Genomic DNA, 24,302 nt, shown 5'->3' with positions numbered 1-24,302 from the left:
TGAGGTAGATAAATACCGTCAATTTTTGGTTTATTTGTAAGTAAATAAAGCTGTTTTTCGTTGTACTAAACTGCTCATAGCATTTATTGTCTTAAAGTTATCAAACTCCAGATCCTCGTTCTCAATAGTAATTTGAAATTCTTGTTCTAAAAATAAGACTAGTTGCATGGCAAACATTGAATTAACAAAACCGAGACTAAATATATCTTCATCTAACTGCAAGTCATGGTCACCAAAAAATCGGGAAAGGAAGGTTTTAATTCGTGTTGTGGTTTCTTTCATAATTTAATGCTATTTATGTGATTTTAATTCATAGTCATATTCTCATTTATTGATATATAATCAGAGGAAATAAAAAATAATTTTACAAATCATTTAGGATTGCTATATGTATAAAACCCTTTGCCACTTTTACGACCATGCAATCCCGCATCTACCATTTTCTTAAGCAATGGACATGGTCTATATTTGCTGTCGTTGAAACTTTCATACAAAACTTCGATGGAAAATAAAATCGTATCTAGACCAATCAAATCGGCTGTTTCCAGTGGCCCCATTTTGTGACCAAAGCAGGTTTTAAAGATTTTATCCACCTCTTCTATTGAAGCAACTTGGTCTTGCAGGATAAAAATAGCTTCGTTAATAGTCAACATCAACACGCGGTTGGAAACAAAACCCGGTGAGTCATTAACGATGATGCATTCTTTGCCCATTTGAGCCAACAATTTTTTTGCTGTCTCGATTGTTTCATCAGATGTATGATGCCCACGAATCATTTCAACCATCGGTTTCATTGGCACAGGGTTCATAAAATGCATACCAATGACTTGTGGTGTTCGCTTGGTCACTGAAGCAATGCGGGTAATTGAGATAGCTGATGTATTAGCTGCAAATACTGTTTTCTCTGGACAAATGGCATCAAGCTGTGCGTAGACCTCCTTTTTAATATCCCACTTTTCCGTGACATTCTCAATTACAAATTCTGCATCTTCAAGGAATTTATAGTTAATTGAAAACTTAATTCGATGTAGTATGTCGTTAGGACTCTCTGCTTCACTGTTTTTCTGGAAAAAACCCTGAAAACGGACATTATTTCTAATTTCTTGTTTAGCATGATCCAAAATATCTTCTGAAATATCTACTAAAATCACCTGATGACCTGTTTGAGCGAGGTTTTGTGAAACCCCGATTCCCATAACACCCGCTCCCGCAACACCAACTGTCTGAATTTCTCTCATTGCTACCTATTTTTATAATTTCATTGTTCATTTTCGTTTGGCGTAAACATAGTACATCACTAAGTTTTCATACAAGTTTTCTTTTTCTACTACGACGTGATAACTTTTCGTTTTAAGCAAGTCAGTAATTTGCTCTAGCTGCCCCTGTTTATCACCTAACTCCTATGACAATCTGCTTGATTTTTTTCCAATCTTCATTCTTGATGCCTTTGATGACATTGAGTTCGCTTTTATACGCATCAATTTTTAGTAAGTCTATGCGTTTGACATTTTGCTCGCCAAGGACATCAGAGAGGGTTCTTACCTGGCAAGTAAAAGCCTGACTTTTAAATCTTTCTTCTAGCAATTCACCAGAATATTGTATCAGGTTTTCCCTGCTCTTGAGATCATCTTGCAACTGATTGAGCACGATCGCTTTTAAGACTGACTTTTCTTCTCAATTAGCATAGAATGACGACATTCTAGAACTATTGGGATAAAACGTTAATACTACAGCTTTTGACTTGTCACACAATCTGCAATTGAACAGTTTGGCATTCACCCCATAGCGTTTTGTATTAGTGCGTAAAATTTCCTACAGAGGCAAAGCCGACTCAAATGCGTAACAATTCTGGCATTTTTGCATTGCTGATTGACAAACAGCGTAAACAAACCAATGTGAGAGCCGACATCAAAAATCCAGTCCCCATTGTTGAGAGTAATTCCGTGCTTGAGATAGACTTAATTTTCCAAAATGTCCTTGTAGAAGTAATCAGTTTCTGTTTTGCCCAGATGCACAATCTCTAGATTGTTCGGCAATCTGTAGCTTTGCTCGGCTGACTGTTATCGGTGCTTGTTCCTTTTTAGTAACAACAGATACAAGCTTCTCAGCTTCATCTTCAGTTAATTCTTCTAACTCTGCTATAATCATTTCTTCAATAAATAAACCCAACTCAGCTACAGAGGGTGCTTCAAAGAGGGCACGAAGAGATACTTCTAGTTGGAAGTCTTTACGAAGTTGGGCAATCACCTGAATACCGATCAGGGAATTTCCCCCCAATTCAAAGAAGTTGTCATATATACCTACTTGCTCTATACCCAACAATTGTTGGTAGAAGCTAGCAATTTTGTGTTCGAGTTCACTGCTAGGAGCAACATAAGAATTCCGTAAGTGCGGGCGCGAATGTAGCGAAAGCTCTGATACTGTTTCGCTATTCGTTGGCAATTGATATTCTTGTGCTTCGCCGCCTTGAAAGCGTTCTGGTGAGCATGTCTGCGAGATGGCGATAACTTGTGTTTGTTTGTGTGGTTCAATCCAATAACGCTGACGCTCAAACGGATAGGTCGGTAAAGGCAAACGAGCGCGACGCTGATGAGAATAAAATCCTGCCCAATCTATCTGCACTCCTGCAAGCCAAAGCTGACCTAGTGTATTTAGTAAAAAGGCAATATCTGACTGACGCTCGTAAGAATGTTGCAGCGATGGCAGCACAACTCGATCTGCTAGGCGATCGCTCTGTAAAATACTGAGTGCTAAACTGCTCAATGTCTGTCCGGGCCCAACTTCTAACAGAACCGGATTGTGTTTTTTGGACAATTCTTGCACTGCCGAAGCAAACTGCACAGCTTGGCACATATGCTTAACCCAGTAGTTGGGATCTGTTGCTTGCTCTGCTGTAATCCAAGTTCCTGTGACGTTGGATAAATAGGGAATTTTAGGTGGTTGGAGATTGAATGTTTTGACTAAATTATGTAAGGCGGGTGCGATCGCCTCCATCATTTTTGAATGAAAAGCATGGGAAGTAACAATCCGCCGACAGGCCAAACCTTTTTGGGTTAGGTGGTGTTCTAATTCATCCACAGCCTCGGTGTAACCCGAAATTACACAAAGAGATGAGCCGTTGATTGCTGAGAGAGAAAGTTTCTCACTAAGAAAAGGCTGCACCTCTTGTTCTGTCAGGGGAACAGCAAGCATTGCCCCTGCTGGCAACTCTTGAATCATTTGCGCTCTTTTGGCAACAAGAGTCAGAGCGTCTTTCAGGGACAAAACTCCTGCTAAAGTTGCCGCTACAAATTCACCGATGCTATAGCCAATCATGGCAACAGGACGAATTCCCCACTCGATCCACAACTGAGCCAAAGCGTACTCGATAATAAAGATGGCTGGTTGAGCGAGAAAGGTTTGATTTATTTTTTGTGTGGCTTCATCTGCTGGTTCTTCACCACGACCAAGCATCTTTCGCAAATCTAGACCGGGTTTCGGTGGGTTGTGTTTTTGAGAACTATTTTTGGGATACAGCACATCCCGCAGATCCAAACCAAGCAGAGGTTTTAGCAACAGGCAACATCTGTCAACTGCTTCTTGAAACGTCGGCTCAACTTGGTAAAGTTCAAGAGCCATGTTAATGTAATGAGTTCCCAGTCCAGGAAACATCAAAGCGACGGGGCGATCGCCCAACCCGTCCGCAGGACTGGGCGTGTATGCAGCGTTTTCGCTTGTCTGTTGAATACTGGTCAAAACTCGTTTTGGATCTTGCAGTGCATTTATTGCATCATCAACATCCTGACAAACAACCACCCGTCGATAGCCCATAGCCCTGCGACCCACCTTCAGGGTATTAGCCACATCAGCTAAGTTTAAATTGGGATGCTGTTTCAGGTGATTAACCAGATTTGCCGTAGCTGATAAGAGTGCTGATTCCGTTTTCGCAGAAAGAACCAACAGCTGATATTTCCTCCCCTGCTCCCCTCTCCCCCCTATCCCCAGAGGGGACCCCGAGTCCCCCCTGCTCCCCTGCTCCCTAACTGGGGCTTCCTCCAGAATTATATGTGCATTGGTTCCCCCAATACCGAAGGAACTAACTCCAGCACGACGGGGGGTGCCATTGGTTTTCCATTCAGACAACTTGGTGTTTACATAGAAAGGACTGTTGTTGAAATCGATCTCAGGGTTGGGTTGCTCAAAGTGTAAACTGGGTGGAATCAACTTGTGTTTTAGAGCCAGAACCGTCTTAATGAAGCCAGCTATACCTGCCGCTGCGTCTAGATGTCCAACATTTGTCTTCACCGAACCAATGGCACAGAAGTTTTTTTTCTGAGTACTTGTATGAAAGGCTTTTGTTAAAGCCTTGATTTCCACAGGATCTCCTAGAACTGTACCGCTACCATGACACTCTACATAATTGACTGTCTCAGCCGCAATGTCGGCTACAGCAAGAGCTTGTGCGATCACCTGGGCTTGCCTAACCAAGCTAGGTGCTGTGTAACCCACTTTTAAAGCTCCATCATTATTAATAGCAGAACCTTTGATGACGGCATGAATGCAGTCGCCATCGGCTAGAGCATCTTCCAAGCGCTTAAGAACTACTACTCCAACTCCGCTACCACCTACAGTTCCTCTAGCTTTGGCATCAAAGGTACGACAGTGCCCATCGGGAGACATTATTCCCCCTTCTTGATGTAAATAACCAGCTTTTTGTAGGACATTTATAGCCACACCACCAGCTAGAGCCATATCGCACTGGTAACTAAGCAAACTTTGGCAAGCCAAGTTGATTGCAACTAATGATGTGGAGCAGCCAGTTTGCACATTAATACTTGGGCCTTTTAAATTTAATTTGTAAGAGGTGCGTGTAGTTAGGAAATCTTTTTCATTACCCAGCAGCGTTTGTTGACCAATTTCTAAATTCAGTAAGTTGTTGCGGCTGGCAGCAATGTTAAATAACAAATAGCTGTTCCAGCCCATACCTGCATAAGTGCCAATTTCGCCTGCGTATCTTTCAGAATCATAGCCAGCGTCTTCCAAAGCTTGCCACGCACACTCCAAGAAAAAACGGTGTTGAGGATCCATAATTGCTGCTTCTCTGGGGTTAAAACCAAAGAATGCAGCGTCAAATAATTCTATATCTTCTAATACTGCCCCAGCTTTTACATGGCGAGGGTTATTCATTATAGCTGGGTCAATTGCTGAATTTAATATATCTTCATCTGTTAAGACAGAAATTGACTCCACACCATCTTTGAGGTTTCGCCAAAAATCATTAATACTTTTGGCTCCGGGAAACTGACCTGCCATACCAATCACAGCTATCCCCTGCGTAATCTCATTTCTGAGAGCATCATTAGCAAACATCGGCTATCTTCTGTGTTGTAATAAAAATTATTTCAAAAAAATCGTGGAGCAAAAGGAGTCACAAAGCTATTCTGTCAAAATTATTCCAGTCCAAACAGTAGATTAATTGGTTGAATTTAAGGCTGTAATTTTTTGATTAATTTTCTCCTTGACTAATTCTGCTCACTGGTAGCACTCTTCTAAAAATCCTCAAAGCGTTCATCAGAGTTGGTATCCCTATATCCAAATCTTCTAAGGATTTTATTCCCAGTATTTTCATAATTTCTGGTCGTAATGTGTTGTTTTCTAAAAAACTACTGACTTCGTTATTATTATCTTTATAAAGAATAACCAGATTATGATAAAAGTGCATAGCGACAATATGTTTGTCAAAATAAGAGGGAGAGTAGCCTGGATTCAAAAATTCTTCATAATTTAGGCAATCAACTAATCTCTTAAAAAAATTCATCATAGTTTTAGGGTCATTTAAGTCAAGACTTCCACCTAATCTTGTAGAAATATTTAATGGTAAAGAACCAAAATTTTTTAACTGCCATTTTTCACTAAAACTTGGTAAATAAGAAGTAAAAGTATCTTCCACTACATAAATGCCATTATCATTGAGTGCAGGGAAAAGGGTGTTGAATGATTTGATAACATGCTCATTTACATGACTACCATCATCAATGATGATGTCTAATCCGCCAGTCTCAGATATCACTCTCTTTAAGAAGGATTCATCATCCTGACTACCCTGAAATATTTTAATGCGAGGTTCTTCCAAAGGCTTTTTATCCACAATATCTATCCCGTAAATCATACTATTTGGGAAATAGGCTTTCCACATTCTTAAAGACTCACCTCCAGCTTTTGGATCATCATAACCACCTATACCAATTTCAAGTATCTTCAATTTTTTTAGTCTTAATGGAGCAAAATGCTTATTGTAATGTTGAGCATAACAATGCTCACTCCATTTATTACAGCCATAAAAAGTTGCCAACTTTATTAAGTCTTTCCGGTAGAGAAATAGCAGGACTTGACGCTGTAATTTATTGAACAAATTTTCTTGATGGCTGTTTATGCTCATTAGTAGTACTCCGTAAAAAATCATTTAGTAGGAAAGTTAGTTATTTAAGACTTTGCCAAAATTGATCAATATTTTTGGCTTTGGGGAAACGACCAGCCATGCCAATCACAGCTATGTCTTCTTTCGAATTAATAGTTTCTGAAATACTCATGAATCTTGACACCTTTTCTATATAACGTGCAGGTAATGGGGCTTTTTAGTCTGCACTTTATAAATATATTTTTCTAGGACTATCTATCTCATTCGTTACTTGCGACAGACATAGCACATCCTTCCATTTTTTACGAGTCCATCTAACTCTCCTGTCAATTCACTTTCATTTGCTGCCAACTCCCGATTGACATCATAAACTTTCACTTCCTTGAACCCGATTTTTTCTAAAGCTGACTTAACTTGTTCGGGAGAATAAGGTCTTTCTACTAAAGTCACATCCGAGCGCTGCCAGTTTCCATTGAATAAACGAAATAATACTACATTTCTCCGATATATTTTTTCTTCAGGATAATAGTTTCTAGATAATAAATTAAAGGCAAAATCATCTTGAACATCGCTATACGAATCATTAGGGTTTAAAATATATTCTTCTTCCTGACTCAAGTCGAACGCAAACCACCCATTTTCTAGCATTGCTGCATACACGTTCTGGAAAACACTTGTCAATTCTTCAAGACTCGTGACATTTGAAAAGGAATTTTGTGTTGAGACAACTACATGGAAGGTAGGCGGCAATTTAAAGAAGCGTACGTCACACTGGATAAATTCACCATTGGGTGCATTCTCACGAGCATAGTGCAACATCTCTTTAGAGAAATCAAGTCCAGTTGCTTGATACCCTCTCATTATCAGTTGTTGTATTAATTCTCCTTTACCACAACAAATGTCTAAAAAATGTGCTTTTTCCGGAAGAGATGGGAGGATAAATTTTTCTAAAAACGCCATCCAAGCTTGGCTGGTTGCTGAACCTGCGTTGTACCAAAAAGCTAAAGCATCATAGTAGGGTAAGTTATTTGGTTCTTCATACATTAAATTTGCATTCTCTAATTTAGTTTCCATGATTTTGATTTTCCTAAAAGTTTTTAAGTAATTCACCTAGATTGTACTAATATCAAAAATTTAGGTAACTGAAGATAGAGAAAATCAACCGTTGGTTATCGCTAAATGATCTACGACCGTGCAAAAATCTTGAATTATCAATCATCACTAGATCACCAACTTGCCACTGTATTTCTTCAGTTAACCTATCCGTTACTTCCTCAATTTCGGAAATAATTGTATCGGGAATCGGTGAACCATTTTCAAAAAATACTGATTCTTTTGCATTTAGGATATTATTGGCAAATGCATCTTGATTACTATACTTGGTTTTAATTACGGCTGGACAAGCATATGCAAATGAGACAGACTCATCTTCGTTGATAAAGTAACTTACTCCCTCTAGACCTTCCAGCATTTGCTTCACATTAGCTAGAGTAGCCTCTGCTCCAAGAAAATGCTTCCACTGCTCGGCAGAGTAAATAAAATCAAACCTGATTTTTTTAGAAAGAAACAATTGTTTTGACTCTTCACTCAGTTGTTCCCACACTTGGACACCATCACAGAATAAAGTTTCACCGCCCTGTGCAGGTGGAACACCACAGCAAAACCAAACAGCATCTGGTCGAAAGGGAGTATTAGCATTTTCACAATGAGGCTCAATAAAGTGCGTTCCTTGCGCTACCAAAGAGACAAAGCCCTCTCTTGAATCAACGCGGGTTCTGTTAGTCTCTCGGGTAAATCTAGAACTAAATTGTTTTGAGAACGCCTTCATCTGCTCGTGAGTGACTCCAAAACCTCGAAAAAGAAGAATTCCAGATGACTTAAACAACTCCTGAATTTCCGCAACAGAGAGGCTAAGAATATCTTTGCATTTATCACTATATATAATTTTTTTGGTGCTGGTTTCTAGTGAATCAATTTGAATCGTCATAGTTGTACTCCAAAACTTAATGATTAAAAATAGTGTGTATTATGTTGATTTATCAAGAATGAAAAATTATATACCCAGTTCCTCGACTGATTTTATACTCAGATAATTCAATAAGTATGGCTTAATTGTGTTGTTTTCTAGATAATATCCATCCTCATCATTGTTTCCTTTATAGATAAAAATTAGATTATGGTAAAAGTGCATAGCAACAATATGCTGATCAAAATAAGAGGGAGAGTACCCTGGTCTCAAAATTTCCTGATAATTCAAGCAATCAACTAGTTTTTTGAAAAAATTCATCGTCGTTTTAGGAGCATTTAGCTCTAAGCTGCCACCAACTCTTGGCCAATTTTCTAAAACACCTCTGCTGCCAGCTTTTAATCGTTTTTCTTCCAGATTTGGTATATAAGAAGTCAATGTATCTTCTACTGCATATATACCACTATCTTTGAGTGCAGGAAAAAGTATATTAAATGATTTGATTACATGTTCATTAACATGACTACCATCATCAATAATAATGTCTAATTCTCCAGTCTCTGCTACAACTTTATTTAAAAAATCTTCGTCATCTTGACTTCCCTGAAATATTTTTATGCGATGTTCTTCAAGATAAGTTTTATCTACAACATCTATACCATAAATCATACTATTAGGAAAATATGACTTCCACATTCTTAAAGATTCACCACCCGATTTGGGGTCGTCATAACCGCCTACACCAATTTCAAGAATCTTCAGTTTTTTGAGTCTTAATGGAGCAAAATGCCTTGCATAATGTTGAGCATACCAATGAGAATTCCATTTATCAGTACCATAATAAGTCGCCAATTTCATTAAGTTATTGCGGTAGACGAATGGCACAACTTGACGCTGTAATTTTTTGAAGAAGTTTTTTTGATTACTGTTTAGGTTCATTGTTATTACTCCTCTAAAAATTATCTGTAGGAAAAGTTGATTTCTATACTTTATTTGGCAAATGGCGATGAAAAGCCTCGATCGCTCGAACCACTCCGTTTTCTGCTTGGATCTTTCGCCCCATTGCAGCTGCACAAGCTTGCATTGACTGATCATTGGTGGCTAGTCGAATCGCATCTGCTAACCGCTGGGCAGATAATTGGTGTGGCAAAATCGGCTTTGGACCTAGACCTAACTCTGCTACACGATGCGCCCAAAAAAATCGGTCATCTCCGTTTGGTATGCTTATAGAAGGTACACCCGATCGCACGCCATAAGCTAATGTACCAGCACCTCCATGATGCACAAGTGCTGCCATTTGCGGGAATAGCCAATCAAATGGCACCCATTCAGAAAGTTTAAAGACTTTATCTGATAAATCGAAATCCTCACTGAGGCTGTTTTCTCCATTGAGTTCTCCTGGTACTTGTAAGATGCACCTTTGACCTGTCTGGGCGATCGCTGACAATACCAGTTTCAGTTCCAAGTCTGTTAAACCACGAACACCAACGTACACTGGCGGTGACCCAATTGCAATAAAATCTACTAGATCTACAGGTGGCTGCCAATTTTCAGGACAATCTATAAACCAGTAGCCAGTAACGTGCAACCAATCAGGCCATTCAGACGGTTTAGGTAGTAAAGATGGGCTGTAGCCATAAAGAAAAGGTAGTTTTTGCCGATGTAGACGATGAACTGGGCTTAACCACCAAGCAATAGGAGTTAATTTTAGGACTTCCTGTCGCCACTGGTTTATCGGCTGTCTAACAGATCGCCATAAAAGTTTATCAAACAAGAAGTAGGTTAGCCTGTTGTAGATTCCACCTAAACGCAATTCGATTGGTGCAGCAGGGTGAGGAAAAGCGTTTGTTGGACTAATTGGTGGGATACAGGCTGCATAGCAAGGTACACCCAACTTTTCGATGATATCATAACCCAGCAATGCAAAATGACCCAAGATAATTGCCTCTGCTCCCTGGCAAAGATCGAGGAGTTGAGACAAGTAGCTGTCTTCAAGAGGTTGCAGAACACTCCTAATATTATCAAAGACGTAAGCGGGGTTAGGATGGAGCCATTTCCAGAATGGCTCTGTCAAAAATTCTTCAACATGTATATCCATACAAACACAGTCTAGACCCCATTGGCTGATAAACTCTTGACGAGCTTGATTAGTAAAAGCCACTAGCTTTACTACATGTCCTACTTGTTGCAATCCCAGTCCTAATGCAACATAAGGTTGAAGATCGCCAAGGGAACCACCTGTAACAATAGTAATACGCATATCTCTTTTCAACTAGGAGTAATCCAATTTTGCTGGATTAATGAGCAGGAAAAATCTCTTTAAATTTTTATTTTTTAATACAGCAACAAACACTAATGATTTTGAAATGTGATTCGGGTTTTTGGATAAGTAACTCAACTTACTAAAACTTATCAATATTGTTCACTAGGTTTTGAGTTTATGGTTGTAGTACAATCAAACGCCTCGACCATAATTCTATAAGCTCCTGAACAATTCTTTGAGCGATTCCTTGTTCAGTTACGCCATCCTCCTCAAGAATGTTCGCTATAGTCTTCTCACTGTTCGCCAACGTCAAAAAACGAAATACTTCGGCTGATACTCCAACCTGAGACTCTGCATTGTAGCTATTTCCAATATAAGAGAAATTGCTGAACTTATCGTCTGAACTAACTTTCTTAACTTGATGTAACGAAATATAAAGGGGGAGTGAAAGCCTAAGAGATAGATAATTACGCCAAGATACCTCCTTCTTGTTAATCAAATACTCTCCCACAACGAGATAGTCTAGTCCCGTAGTTAAAAAACAAACTACTGCATCTTCAACAGAATCTATAATTGGTTCAACGTTATTGTTGAACGATGTGTTGAGCAAAACTGGAACACCTGTTAACTTTTGAAATGAGTGAATCAAATCCCAATATCTTTCGTTAACTTTCCGTGATACAGTTTGTATTCTTGCTGATCCATCAACATGGGTCACTGCTCCCAAAAGATTACGTTTTTCTTCTCTAACATTGACCACAAAGTTCATGAATGGAAAATGTTTTTGATTAGGCGGAACCTCAAAGAATTCATCAACTTCCTCTTCTAAAACTGATGGTGCAAAAGGTCTATAGCCTTCCCGTTTTTTTATCATTTTGTTGATACGCTTTTTATTTTCTTCTGGACGAGGATCTGCAATAATACTTCTGTTCCCTAAAGCCCTAGGCCCAAACTCTGAACGTCCTTGAATCCATCCCACAACATAACCACTTGCGAGCAATTCTGCTGTCTGTCCGGCAACATCAATTAATTGCTCGAAAGCAATAAAATCCTGCCATCGCCTCAATTGGCTCAACACTAAGAAGGCACCGCCAATATCTGTTCCCCAATATACATGCTCTAATTTGAAAGGCTTCTTAGCTGTAGGTTTTGCCTTATAGTATGCATATAAAGCTGCTCCTAAAGCGCATCCTGCATCATGAGCCGCAGGCTGTACAAATACATTTTCAAACATTCCAGAGCGCAGTATTTTTCCATTAAGAGTACAATTATGAGCTACTCCCCCGGCCATACATAAATTTTTATGCTTAGTTTCTTGTTTATAAAATCGAATAATATGAAAAGCTATATTTTCCAAAGCTTCTTGGACGGAGGCGGCAATGTCTTTATGCATTTGCGTAAATGGTTCTCCTCTTCGACGCGGCATCCCTAAATCAAAAAGTGAGATGATCTTGTCGTGGTGAATCTCATAATCTCCGTTGGGAAGTAATGTGTATAGTGTTTGAAATAAACTTCTATATCTTTCTGGATTACCATAAGGAGCTAGTCCCATAACTTTGTATTCATCAAAGTTGCTATACCCCAAAAAAGCTATTATGTGGTTATAAAAATGGCCAAGAGATTTCGAGGTGGGAATCTCGGCTATTTGCCTCAGCATTGTCCCCTCCCCCTCACAAACTGTACCAGCACTACTATCCCCCTCTCCATCGAATGTGATCACAAGGCTACTTTCACAACCAGAAAGTGCTAGTGTGCTCATTGCATGTGTATGATGATGAGGAACAAAACACAGCCTATTTGGATCTATTTCAGAGTTTAATCCTTTACGAAAAAGATCCTGAAAAAAAGTGATAGAGTCAATTGTTTTGACCTGAGTAGATTCCAAAAAAAGTCCCTTCAACCATTGCTCTAAGTAATCCTTTGAGCAGTAAAAGGCAATCAAGTCTATGTCCTGTAATTTGACGCCGTGGTTCTTTAAACACAAATGTAATGATTGAGTAGGAAACTTGTTTGTATGTTTTATTCGATTGAGCCTTTCTTCTTCGATTGCAAAAACAACTTCTCCATCTTCAATTAAAACTGCTGCCGAGTCATGAGATGCTGAGGTTGGAAATCCGTATAGATTTTCGTAAATGAGTTCTGGTCCTCCACAAAACCCTAATACCAACATTTTTCACTCCTTTAATGTTTTACAGTGACTTTTTGCTTCTTTCCTTGCGCTCTTGGTATCCTTGGTGGTTCGTTAAAAAATTGTTGCTTGACGCATAAATTCCATGAGTAATCTCTATCTCTTTGTGCGAAGTTGTTTTTGGCGATTTATCACCTCTTTTTGCTTCCCAGCGCGATCGCGAACTTGCTTGATTTCTAGCTGTGCGTCTTTTCCCTCATTTAAATATTTCGCCAACGAATGTATAGTTGGGTGTTCAAGCAGTTCAATGATTGATAAGTCTTGCTGCAACAGTTCCTGCAATTGGCTATGAACTTGAGCAATTAACAACGAATGACCACCTATGTCAAAAAAGTTGTCATGAATACCCACCTTTTCTAAGTGAAGTACCTCTTGCCAAACAGCAGCAATTGTTTGTTCCACCTCAGTAGTGGGTGGTGAATAAGTAACTTTCAACTCTGGTCGAAACTCTTCCACGACCAAGAGGGATTTTCTATTTATTTTACCATTAGAGGTTAATGGTAATGCATCTAGTTGTAAATAAGCTGAGGGAACCATGTACTCAGGTAGTTTTTGTTTGAGAAATTGACTTAGTTCGCTGATGGAAGTGGATAAATCTGCCCTCAAAACAATATATGCAACTAAACGCTGGTTGCCTGAAGCATCTTCATGCACCACAACTACAGACTCTTGCACACCCGGATGCTCTAAAAGAGTCGCCTCAATTTCTCCTAGTTCAATGCGGAAACCTCGGAGCTTGACTTGGTTATCAATCCGTCCCAGAAACTCAAGAGTTCCATCACAACGATAACGAGCCAGGTCGCCTGTTTTGTATAAACGCTCCCCTGGTTTGTTGCTGAAGGAGTTGGGAATAAACTTTTCGGCTGTCAGCTCAGGTAGGTTCAGATAACCTCGTGCCATTCCTTGGCCGCCAATGTGCAGTTCACCCACCACACCGATTGCTACTGGCTGCAAGTGTCGATCCAATACGTAAAGCTGGGTGTTAGCGATTGGGCGACCAATGGGAATTGAGCCTGACTGCTGCTTGTCATTTACCTGGTAAATGCAGCAGCCAACTACGGTTTCTGTTGGTCCGTATTCATTCACTAGTATGGTGTCAGGAGCAAACTTCTGCCAGAAGGCAATGTTCTGTGCCAATAGGTTTTCGCCCCCGATGATGAAAGCTCGCGTGCGACCGGTTGCTTCTTGAGGAGAGAACTGCTGACCAAGCAATTCCAAGTGAGCAGGTGTAAGTTTGACTAAGCTTAAATTGGAGCTTTGACTCAAAGCAGTGTAAAGCGTCTCAATGCCTTGGTTTTCTGGCAGCAGTTTTACTTGACAACCCACTAGTAAGGGTGAAAATAGACTTGTGATTGTGAGGTCAAATCCTAAAGGTGAGTGAACTAGCGTCCCTGTTCCTTGCTCAACTGTATAAGCTTGCATACACCAACTTAGGTAGTTGACTAGCCCTCGGTGGGGAATCAATGTTCCCTTGGGCTTACCAGTGGAGCCAGAGGTATAGATGACATAGGCCAAGTTTTCAGGGATTGTTTGACTGACCGGGTTGGCTGTATTTTCCTGGGCTATGTCTTCCCAATTAATATCTAGGCAAATGACTTTGGTTCCATCTGTAGGTAAGCTCGCTGCTAGATGCTGCTGGGTCAACAGTATCGGTACATTACTATTTGCTATGATGTAGGCTTGTCGCTCCAGTGGATAGGTTGGTTCAATCGCCACGTAGGCTCCACCGGCTTTGAGAATGCCCAACACTGCAACTATCATCAGTGGCGATCGCTCTACGCAAATCCCCACCAGTACATCTGGCCCGACTCCCAGTCGCTGTAGGTAGTGCGCGAGTTGATTTGCTCTGGTGTTGACCGAACCATAAGTTAGTTGCTCCGTCGCAGATATCACGGCAATGTTATCTGGAGTTCGCTCTACTTGTTCTTGGAACAAATGGTGGATACACTTGTCATTTGGATAAGTGGTTTTTGTATTGTTGAACTCAATCAGTAATTGCTGCCGCTGGCGATCGCTCAAAATCTCTAAGCGACTAATTACTGCTTGAGGATTGTTGGCAACGCTTTCTAACAAAGTCTGAAATTGCTCCGCCAAACGTTTGATATCCTCAGTTGGGAATAGATTGGAATCATAGTGAAATTCGTAACCCAAAGAATCTTCCCGACACAGACAAGAGAGTTTTACTTTAAATCTGTCAATATATGCGGACTGCTGATAAACGGAAAGTGATAAATTGTTGTTTACAGAATACTTTGGTTGTCTGTGTTCAAAGTCGAAACAAAAGGGGAAGAAAGAAGTAGTTTCCGCAGTCTGTTCTGGGGTAAAATATTCCTGCCATTCAGCATTCTGACGGCTAAATTCGTTAACTTGCTGCAAAATCTCGCTAAATGTCCAATTTTCTTCGAGATGACAAACAAGCGGTAAATATTTCGCAAACAGCCCGAAAGCTGACTCTAATCCCTCATAGTTGCGACCATCACAGGCAGTACCAATCAGAATTTTTGACTGCTGTGTGAGTCGCCAGAGCAAAATTGCCAAGCAAGTTAGTAAAACGACTTCTGTCGTAGTTTCATACTTCTGGGCGATCGCTGCAATCTCTGCTGCTAACTGATCGGCGATCGCACCGATGACAAACTTAGGTGAGAATCCTGGTTCGGCCGGAGGCTGATTTTCGCTTGTGAGCTTTAAAGTTAAAAGATCAGAAAAATCTAGCTGACACCAATACTCTCTTCCAGCTTTTGTCTCCTCTGACTCCAGTAAGTCATTGAGAATTTCGGATACATCAGCATACTGTATCGGTTCATCAAATAGCTGTTCGCCATGTAAGCAAGCTGCGTATGAAACAGCGATTTCACGCACCAAATTCTTCAGCGTTCCGGCATCCGCCAAGAGGGCAGGCAAACTGAGCAGCAACGTATATCTATTATCAGACAACTTAACCAAGGTCAGATGCAAAAGTGAACCTTGCTCAAAATCACCAGTTAGCTGACTTACTTCCTGAAAAAGTGCCTCAATTTTAACTTCTTGTGCTTGCGGAGTCAGACTCCTAAAATTATACTCATGAATTGATGGAAATATGCGATCACGATCGTTACCAACAGTTCCCACAGGTAGCGGATCGCTAATAATTTGCAGGGGAATATCCATACCCGGCAAACAACCAAGAGTAGTACGCAAAATTTCATGTCGGTTTAAGACATTCTCTAAAGCCGTCTCAAAAATTTTTCTGTTGAAATTTCCCTCAATTTGGATAGCACACTGAGCACGATAAGGTAGCATTGCCTCCTCTTGCTGTAACAACCATAGATGCTTCTGCTGTGGTGAAAGTCGAAAACCTCTGATAACTTTCTTTTGCATATCTCTAGCCTGTATTTTTTGCCCTAAATGGCTCTGTGACTATAGGGTTCAGCCATTCCCACCACAATTTTTCGACAACCGACAAATGGCGCACGTCCATGAGCCACTAGCATATTGTCTAGCATTAAAATATCTCCCTCCTGCCAGGGGAAAGTCACCGTTTCTTGTTGATAGCAAGAGCGAATCTCATCTAACACCGAAGACTCAATAGTCGAGCCATCACCATAATAGGTATTTTGGGGAAGGTCTGACTCTCTAAACTCTGCTAAAAGGGACTCACGCATCGTTGATTCTAAGCTAGATATATGAAAAAAAGCAGCGTGATTAAACCAGAGCATTTCATTAGTTTTTGGATGCTTTGTAACAGCTTGACGAACTTGTTTTGTTCTCAAGTAATTACTGTCTTTCCATTCAGTCTCAATGCCAGCTTTGCGACAGTATTCTTCGACTTCTAGCTTGTCCGTGGTTTGAAAAACTGTTTGCCAGGGAAGACCAAATCCATTGCCAAAGTTGCGAACATACATCACCTGCTTTTGAATAAATAGTTCTCTAATTTTTGGGTTGATGTGTTGAAAAACTTTTCTCACGTCGGCAATTGGTGTTTCTCCTCCCTGCTGCGGCGGTGTGATACAAAAAAAGAATATTTTTAAAGGCCATGTATGCTGGTAGGAATTTTCATTATGTAGGAAAATACTTTGGTTAGCAGGGTAATCAGTTGATGTATAAATATTACCATTTACGTGACTGCGGGGGGAGGAACGTTCTTGATACTTTAATAACTCTCCCGATATAGAGCCGATGATCTCCTCAAACTCAGCCACTCCATTTACCTTGAAGTTACGAAAAAGTATTCCTCCACATTTCAGCAATTCTGTTTCGATAAAAGACCGATTGCGTATAGCCCAAACTGCGAGATTGACTCCTTCAACAGTAGGCTGGACTATTAAAGGCAACAACCCTCCAGTCTGAAGAAATTCTGTTTTGATTAATCCATCTTGGGACAAGCTCATAGCTTGCCGCCTTAAGCTTGGCAACTTTTTGATCTCAAACTTGTCGGTTGGAGATTTTTTCATAATTACTAACTACTAGGAATTCACACTACAATTAATAAGGTGGTAACTCTTTAACCTCAAACTTTTGAGATTCAATTTTTCTCTAATGCCAACTCTTCCTCAATCGCTTTCCGCTTCACATTTTTAAATTTCTGAAGACTAGCTTGTTTAATTTCTCGTTCTTTGACAATTTGTTTTTCTCTGTCTGCTGCAACTAAAATTTCTTTGAGGACGTTCAACCTAAGATGAGGTTGAACTACAACAGTACGTAAAAGTGTTTGAAAATGTGACAACAACTGTGTGATAGTAACAGCCTCAAATAAGTCTGTGCTATATTCCATCCAACCGATTAAACCTTGCTCTGTCTCCGTCAAATTCAGCAGCAAGTCATACTTTGCAGTTTGACTATCAACCTCCGTGACACTCGCAGTTAAACTTGAAAGCGCTAAAGGCGGCATGGGTGCATTTTGTAGCACAAGCTTGACTTGAAATAGGGGCGTATGACTTAAAGTGCGTTGTGGGTTCAATACTTCCACTAACTTGTCAAAGGGCATCTCCTGATGTGCGTAAGCCCCTATAGTTACCTCGCGCACTCGCTCTAATAACTCCTCAAAAGTGGGGTTTCCAGACAGGTTAATACGTAATACCAGTTGGTTGACAAAAAAACCGATTAGTGGCTCAGTTTTCGCTTGATTGCGGTTTGCAATATCTGTACCGACCACAATTTCTTCCTGATCTGTGTACCAATGCAACAGCATTTTAAAGGTTGCTAGCAATGTCATAAACAGCGTCACTTCCTGCTGCTGACTCAACACCTTGAGAGCATCCGTCAACGACCTAGACAGCATTAGAGATTGCCGTCTACCTTGGAAAGTTTGAACTGCTGGTCGAGGATGGTCAGTGGGCAGTTGTAGTATCGGGAGATTGTTCAGTTGTTTTTTCCAGTAAGTTAGTTGCGACTCCAATACTTCCCCTTCTAGCCACTGGCGTTGCCAGATTGTATAATCTGCATATTGAATGAGCAACTCAGGTAAAGGCGTGGGCTGTTCCTTAGAATAAACTTCATAGAGCATTGTCAGTTCCCGAAAGAGAACTCCCATAGACCAGCCGTCACAGACAATGTGGTGCATTGTCAACAACATCAGATGTTCTTGCTCGCCGCATTGTAGAAGAGTCACTCGTAGCAATGATCCCTGTGTCAAATCAAAAGGCTGCCGAGCCTCCTGAGTGGCTAGCCACTGCATCTCGGCTGCACGGTGAATTTCAGGAAGATCCCGCAGATTTACCACAGGCAAGGTTAAGGTGAAATTTGGGCGAATCACCTGCATTGGCTTCCTATCTACAGTAGTAAACGCCGTTCGCAAGGCTTCATGTCGTCGAACGATTTCATTGAAGCTTTGCTCTAGCGCCGCTACGTTGAGTACACCTTTGAAGTGCATGACAACAGAAATGTTGTAGAAAGGGTTGCCTGGCTGCAATTGGTTAAGAAACCACAGTCGCTGTTGGGCAAAAGATAGAGGATGAAAGTCGGTGAGTTTCCGGATTTGGGTAAGGGTTACTGACGGTATACAAGCTGCCGTTGTCAGTTTGGCAAGTATCTTTGTCGCTAGCTGAGTGATGTGAATACCTTCAAAAAAGTCTGCTATGGGTACGGTAACTTGCAGATCATCCTCAATCCTGTTTTTTAACTCAATGACTCTTAAAGAATCAAGTCCTAAGGAGCTTAGTGGCTGTTGAAGGTTGATTTCATACAGTGGAATTGCAAGTACCCGTGCTATCTGTTCTTGAAGATAAGACTCTAACAGCGGCTGTTGCTTGCGTGGGCTGAGGGCTAAAAGAGCTTCACGCTGTAACCTATTTTCGTTTCCATCAATATTATTAACAGTTTTCTGAATACTGCTACCAACGACTTCCAGCTTGTTCGTCAGAAAATCGGCTTTTGTGGCACGGCGTTGAATCTTACCACTAGAGGTTTTGGGAATAGTGCCTGGTTTAATCAGCACCACTGCGGATACTTGTACCTCATGCTCCTCAGCCACAGCTTGACGAATTGCTACAATGACTTCCTCAATATTTGGTTTGGCGCGAAACTCTAACTCTTGCACCACAACTAAGCGTTCTTCATTCTCTGCCTCAACTGAGAAAGCTGCACCACTACCTGAACGCAATAATGAATGGCTACGTTCTACAGTCAACTCTAAGTCTTGCGGATAAAGGTTGCGACCACGGATAATGATTAAATCTTTGGCTCGACCTGTGATAAATAGTTCTCCGTTGTCCAAAAAACCTAAATCACCTGTGCGTAAAAATAGCCTATAATCTGGGTCTTTGAGGGAAGCGTGGAATGTTTGTTTTGTCTCCTCAGGACGATTCCAATAACCTTGACCAACACTGAGTCCTGATATCCAGATTTCGCCCACTTCGTCGGGTTGACAACGCTTAAGAGTCTCTGGGTGTGCAATGACAATTTGCTGTTGTGGTACACTTTGACCGCAACTGACAAAGGTCTGAATATCATCACTAGTGGCTGCTTCAATGACTTGATGCTTCTCCAATGCAGACTTTGCAACTGTTTTGCAAGGAGGTAAAGCTTTCTTGATCCCACCAGAAACCATTAGAGTTGCTTCTGCCATACCATAACAAGGATAGAACCCTTCTGGACGAAAGCCACACTCAGTAAAAGTGGCTGAAAATCGCTCTAGAGTCTCTAATTTGATGGGTTCAGAACCATTAAAGGCGACATTCCAACTACTTAAGTCAAGAGTAGACCTTTGCTCAGGAGTAATCCTCTGAATGCACAACTCATAGGCAAAGTTGGGGCCACCACTAGTTGTACCCCGATAGTGAGAAATTGCCTGCAACCATCGATATGGACGTTGTAAAAATGAGGTGGGAGACATCAAGATGCAAGGAAACCCTCCATATAATGGTTGCAGTATTCCACCAATCAGTCCCATGTCATGGTAAACGGGTAGCCAAGAGACAAACTGACTCTCAGGTGAATGTTCCATGATTTGGTAAGTCACGGCAGCATTATGTAGTAGGTTGCCATGACTAAGCATGACACCTTTAGGGGTGCCTGTAGAACCAGATGTATATTGCAGAAACGCTAGTCTCTGCGCATCAATTGCAGGTTGTTGCCAAGAATCTTCTATGCTTTGGGCTAGGTTGTCAGTTGTCAGCCAACGTAAATTTCCCTGGTCTGTGTGTTTTGTCAATAAAGACTTGACGTTAGGGAGGAGCGTTGTTGTCGTTAAAATAATTGCTGCTTGTGCATCTGCGATAATTGCCTGAATTCTGGGCGTATTACGTTGATTGCGCGGCGGGTAAGCCGGAACTGCAACTACTCCAGCATATAAGCAACCGAAAAATGCTGTTAAGTAATCTAGTCCCGGAGGATAGAGCAATATAGCACGTTCTCCACTTAAACCAAAAGCTTGGAGTTGAGATGCTATAGCCCGACTGCGACGATCCAACTCATGGTAAGTTAGCGTTGATTCCTGAGTTTCTCCATCTTCGAGGAAAGTGAACGCTTGTGTGTGCGGCTGTGTTGAACTGCGATCCCGCAGAAGATCAACGACTGTCGTACACTGATCGGAAATTTGTGGAAATCTATTGAGAATTGAAGACATTTTCCGCCTCAAGCAATCAGATGCACGTAAACAATGGTGAAATCAGGGAAATCCAGATCGAAGCAGGGGGAAAAACCCCATTGATAAATCTAGGCGGCTCAGTAAAAAGACATCAAGAAAGCTCGTTGCGACCAATCTCGGTTCAAATCCTTTTTCCTTTTTCCTTTTTCCATAAATAAATTTAGTTGCTCTGCGATCGCCTAGGGAGAGTTTTCTCTCCCTGCCTCCCTAAGTCACCCAACTTCAAGTGCCCTCCTTTTCGGTCGGTCACCTAAATCTTGGCTCAGGTATATTGAAAGTTATTTTTAATTAGCACTAGCACTATATAGCAAGTTTACTGCCTTTAGCAACTTGCTCATAATAAAGAATACTTATCAATAATAGCTAATAAATTAGCTGCCACTATTCGATAAAATTTTTTGTGTATCATGGTAAATAAAAATGAATGTGTATGATGAGGGCTTTATTAATACTGGCATCTTGCCCCAAATATTACATATTTTAATTACTCAGTATTAGCCTTAAAACCCCTAATTTATCAAAAAAGTTTAAAAAGCAATGTAACTTGATCGCGCTACTTTTAGCCTAGTCTTGGTTTATACGATTAGGTACAAGATATCAGAATATCGACTTGACACTATAAAGTTTTTTGTATGAATTAGTACTAATCAAGAGTAGTAGTATTGTTGAAATTTTTTTTCAATTGTGTAAATTATTATTTGTTTTTATTTCATTAAGCTTGCTTTTTTAATGCAAATAGATTTCAATACTCTTTAAATGCTAGTATATGTCAACTAAATATTAAGTGGTGTAACGGAGTCAGAAAACAAGAATGAAGTCTAAACAGTTTGTTCTCGGTCTATTGCTGACAAGTGCGATCGTGGTGTTGGTGAAAGAACCTACTAGAAGTGAGGAAATATTATCACTTAGAGTTAGAGTTCATAAGAGTATAGTGTCCACCGACGCTAAGGAAGACTTTACTCAACAAACAGGCCTGATTACCAAAAGACAGACTGTTGAACTAATCCGACAGATTCGACAAGTAAGTGAGATAGAGAATCCAGCCAAGAACAATCAATTGTTATTAGTGCAATTGCCAGCACAACAAACAGCGCCTTCCCAAGAAATCGTGCAAGTTAGGGGGGGTGAAGGCAAACCCAACCTTTAAGGATATGGGGATAATTTTATAGACTGATAAAAGACAACAATTGCAAGTAGTGAATTTTAGGCTTTGGGTTAAGTAAATATTTTGTCAGCGATCGCCTGGGTGGTAAATTTATTCTGTGCGAGTACAAGATACCTGCCTATACCCGATTCGATGCGGCTCTGTTTTACCAACGCGACAACTGGGATGTTGCCATCAACGCTGAGAACTTAAGCTTTTTAGCCTCTTTTAGTTCTTATCGCATTTCATACTCTGCGTTTACTGTATGTTATATGGTCATTTTGGTGCATTGATATACTCGCTTTCCAACTCCAGTCTGCTTAGTAACTCTTTTCGGATAGTTAAATGCAATTCATATTTCTGAAGTTTTCAGATTAGTTAATAGTGCATCTTTTGCTATTGGAGTTATTATGTATACATTTGTTTTAAATTTTGTTTAGCTTTTGGCTTGATTATTCTTTGGCAATTTTCTTGAAATAGTCCAAAAAAAATGGCTTATTTTTAATTTTATACAAATCTATTTTCTGATTATAAAACTCAATCAACTAAACAAAATGTCGAACACATTTAATCCTAATGTAGTTTTGCTTACACCATCTCAAAGCAGTAACAAAATACTAACAAAGATTATTAGCCAAGCTAAAGTACGATTACTTAGAATGCACTTTGAAAGTAGTGTTGGTCATATTGGCGGGAACTTGTCATCACTGGATTTATTAATGGTTTTGTACCACAAACTTTTGAATGAAGGTGATGCATTTGTTCTCTCTAAAGGTCATGCTGCTGGAGCATTTTATATTACTTTATGGTCTTTGGGGCGCTTAACTGATGAAGACCTACAAAAGTTTCATCAAGATGGCACAAAGCTAAGTGGACATCCCCCTGTCGGTTGGATGCCTGAAATTCTGTTTGCCACAGGAAGTTTGGGTCATGGCTTGTCTTTATCGAATGGATTAGCTCTAGCAAAGAAGTTAAAGAGTGAATCAGGAAGAATCTTTTGCTTACTATCGGATGGTGAATGGAATGAGGGTTCTAATTGGGAAGCTCTCATTTTTGCTGTGCATCAAAAGCTGCATCAATTAACAATGATTATTGACTGTAATGGGTTGCAAGGTTTTGGGACTACGCAAGAAGTAGCTAATTTAGAACCATTGGCAGAAAAGTTTCGTGCTTTTGGCTGTGCTGTAACTGAGATTAATGGTCACGATCTAGATGCCATTAGAGAAGCTCTTTCATCTACTCATAAGAAGCCTCACGTCATCATTGCCCATACCAAGAAGGGGAATGGTGTTTCCTTCATGGAGAACAAGATGGAGTGGCACTATCTACCAATGACTCCAGATCAGTATCAACAGGCGCTAAAAGAGGTGGGGATATGAGAAACATCTTTTGTGAAACTCTTGTCAAGTGTGCGACTAATCCTAAGTTGATATTTCTCAGTGGTGACTTGGGATACAAAGCTCTAGAACCTTTGCAAGAAAGTTTGGGCGAACGTTTTATTAATGCAGGTGTAGCAGAACAAAATATGGTATCTGTGGCTGCCGGTTTAGCTCAAGCAGGTTTTCAACCTTGGGTTTATAGTATTGCTCCCTTTGTTTATGCCCGACCTTTTGAGCAAATCCGCAATGATGTCTGTATGCATGATTTTCCTGTGCGGCTGGTTGGTAATGGAGGTGGTTATGGCTATGGAGTGATGGGAGCAACGCATCATGCGCTTGAAGACTATGGGACTATGCTCTGTTTAAGCAATATGCATGTCTTTGTGCCAGCTTTTGCCGCAGACGTTCCAGAGATTATCAATCAGCTTACTAATTTTGAGCATCCTGCTTATTTACGCCTCGGTAGGTGTGAAAAACCAAAGGATTTAGAACTTCCTAACTATTCTTCTTGGCGGCGATTGATAAAAGGTGAAGGAGCCACGATTTTAGCCATTGGACCTTTGGCTGGAAGTATCCTTGAGGCGGCAAAGCATTTAAGTGAGTGTCATCGTCCAGACATTTGGGTTTTAACTGAATTGCCAATTGAGGCGGCTAAAATCCCAAAAGATTTCCTTGATGACTTACAAAAATCACGTCATTTGTTTGTAGTTGAAGAACATGTGGCTCAGGGAAGTGTTGGTCAGATAATTGCCCGTTGTCTTTTGGAGATGGATTGTGCACCACCGCAGTTCACACATCGCCATGCTTTAGGGTATGTATCTGGACTTTATGGCTCTCAGAATTTTCATCGTCAAGAATGTGGCTTAGATGCTGCGAACCTTATTAGAGAGTTAAAGAGGTAAT

General features: G+C 40.5%; 16 protein-coding genes and 1 pseudogene. 3 read left to right on the top strand and 14 right to left on the bottom strand.

Going from position 1 to position 24,302, the window contains the following annotated elements; genetic code table 11:
* Positions 1-30 precede the first annotated feature (30 nt).
* The 14 genes and pseudogenes from V7K89_RS22725 to V7K89_RS22660 form a co-directional block, all read right to left on the bottom strand.
* The gene (locus V7K89_RS22725) at positions 31-282 is read right to left on the bottom strand and encodes an acyl carrier protein (protein ID WP_335191160.1); all 252 of its coding nucleotides are present in this window, start codon (positions 280-282) and stop codon (positions 31-33) included.
* Between the two features lie 89 nt (positions 283-371).
* Positions 372-1,238 (bottom strand): 3-hydroxyacyl-CoA dehydrogenase family protein, encoded by an 867-nt coding sequence (locus V7K89_RS22720; protein WP_335191158.1) that lies wholly within the window; start codon positions 1,236-1,238, stop codon positions 372-374.
* 151 nt (positions 1,239-1,389) lie between these two features.
* Complete coding sequence (locus V7K89_RS22715) at positions 1,390-1,647, bottom strand: FkbM family methyltransferase (protein WP_335191156.1); 258 nt, start codon at positions 1,645-1,647, stop codon at positions 1,390-1,392.
* A 477-nt stretch (positions 1,648-2,124) separates the two neighbouring features.
* Positions 2,125-5,349: pseudogene (locus V7K89_RS22710) on the bottom strand (beta-ketoacyl synthase N-terminal-like domain-containing protein); the annotation flags it as partial.
* Between the two features lie 136 nt (positions 5,350-5,485).
* Positions 5,486-6,418, bottom strand: a complete 933-nt coding sequence (locus V7K89_RS22705; protein WP_335191153.1) for a hypothetical protein — start codon at positions 6,416-6,418, stop codon at positions 5,486-5,488.
* Between the two features lie 40 nt (positions 6,419-6,458).
* Positions 6,459-6,569 (bottom strand): beta-ketoacyl synthase N-terminal-like domain-containing protein, encoded by a 111-nt coding sequence (locus V7K89_RS22700; protein ID WP_335191152.1) that lies wholly within the window; start codon positions 6,567-6,569, stop codon positions 6,459-6,461.
* Positions 6,570-6,664: 95 nt separating this feature from the next.
* Complete coding sequence (locus V7K89_RS22695) at positions 6,665-7,471, bottom strand: class I SAM-dependent methyltransferase (RefSeq protein WP_335191150.1); 807 nt, start codon at positions 7,469-7,471, stop codon at positions 6,665-6,667.
* Positions 7,472-7,523: 52 nt separating this feature from the next.
* Positions 7,524-8,384: a TauD/TfdA dioxygenase family protein gene (locus tag V7K89_RS22690; RefSeq protein WP_335191148.1), complete on the bottom strand. Its 861-nt coding sequence runs from the start codon at positions 8,382-8,384 to the stop codon at positions 7,524-7,526.
* 66 nt (positions 8,385-8,450) lie between these two features.
* Entirely contained in the window at positions 8,451-9,302 is an 852-nt protein-coding gene (locus tag V7K89_RS22685) for a hypothetical protein (RefSeq protein ID WP_335191146.1), read from the bottom strand.
* A gap of 43 nt (positions 9,303-9,345) precedes the next feature.
* Positions 9,346-10,623 (bottom strand): glycosyltransferase, encoded by a 1,278-nt coding sequence (locus tag V7K89_RS22680; RefSeq protein ID WP_335191144.1) that lies wholly within the window; start codon positions 10,621-10,623, stop codon positions 9,346-9,348.
* Positions 10,624-10,801: 178 nt separating this feature from the next.
* Positions 10,802-12,796: a carbamoyltransferase family protein gene (locus tag V7K89_RS22675; RefSeq protein ID WP_335191141.1), complete on the bottom strand. Its 1,995-nt coding sequence runs from the start codon at positions 12,794-12,796 to the stop codon at positions 10,802-10,804.
* Positions 12,797-12,910: 114 nt separating this feature from the next.
* Complete coding sequence (locus V7K89_RS22670; RefSeq protein ID WP_335191138.1) at positions 12,911-16,171, bottom strand: non-ribosomal peptide synthetase; 3,261 nt, start codon at positions 16,169-16,171, stop codon at positions 12,911-12,913.
* Between the two features lie 23 nt (positions 16,172-16,194).
* Complete coding sequence (locus V7K89_RS22665) at positions 16,195-17,244, bottom strand: TauD/TfdA family dioxygenase (RefSeq protein WP_335191135.1); 1,050 nt, start codon at positions 17,242-17,244, stop codon at positions 16,195-16,197.
* 71 nt (positions 17,245-17,315) lie between these two features.
* Positions 17,316-20,855, bottom strand: a complete 3,540-nt coding sequence (locus tag V7K89_RS22660) for a condensation domain-containing protein (protein ID WP_335191132.1) — start codon at positions 20,853-20,855, stop codon at positions 17,316-17,318.
* A gap of 832 nt (positions 20,856-21,687) precedes the next feature.
* Between V7K89_RS22660 and V7K89_RS22655 the strand changes: the two genes are divergently transcribed.
* From V7K89_RS22655 to V7K89_RS22645, 3 genes are all read left to right on the top strand, one after another.
* Positions 21,688-22,023, top strand: coding sequence for a hypothetical protein (locus V7K89_RS22655; RefSeq protein ID WP_335191130.1), 336 nt, complete (start codon positions 21,688-21,690; stop codon positions 22,021-22,023).
* Positions 22,024-22,574: 551 nt separating this feature from the next.
* Complete coding sequence (locus tag V7K89_RS22650) at positions 22,575-23,399, top strand: transketolase (RefSeq protein WP_335191128.1); 825 nt, start codon at positions 22,575-22,577, stop codon at positions 23,397-23,399.
* The gene (locus tag V7K89_RS22645) at positions 23,396-24,301 is read left to right on the top strand and encodes a transketolase family protein (RefSeq protein WP_335191126.1); all 906 of its coding nucleotides are present in this window, start codon (positions 23,396-23,398) and stop codon (positions 24,299-24,301) included. The genes V7K89_RS22650 and V7K89_RS22645 overlap by 4 nt, the downstream gene beginning before the upstream one ends.
* The last annotated feature ends 1 nt before the right edge of the window (position 24,302 follow it).

Source organism: Nostoc sp. (assembly GCF_036917515.1).
Lineage (GTDB): Bacteria > Cyanobacteriota > Cyanobacteriia > Cyanobacteriales > Nostocaceae > Nostoc.
Note: the sequence above shows the minus strand (reverse complement) of the source record. Positions and strands in the feature narration are given on the sequence as shown.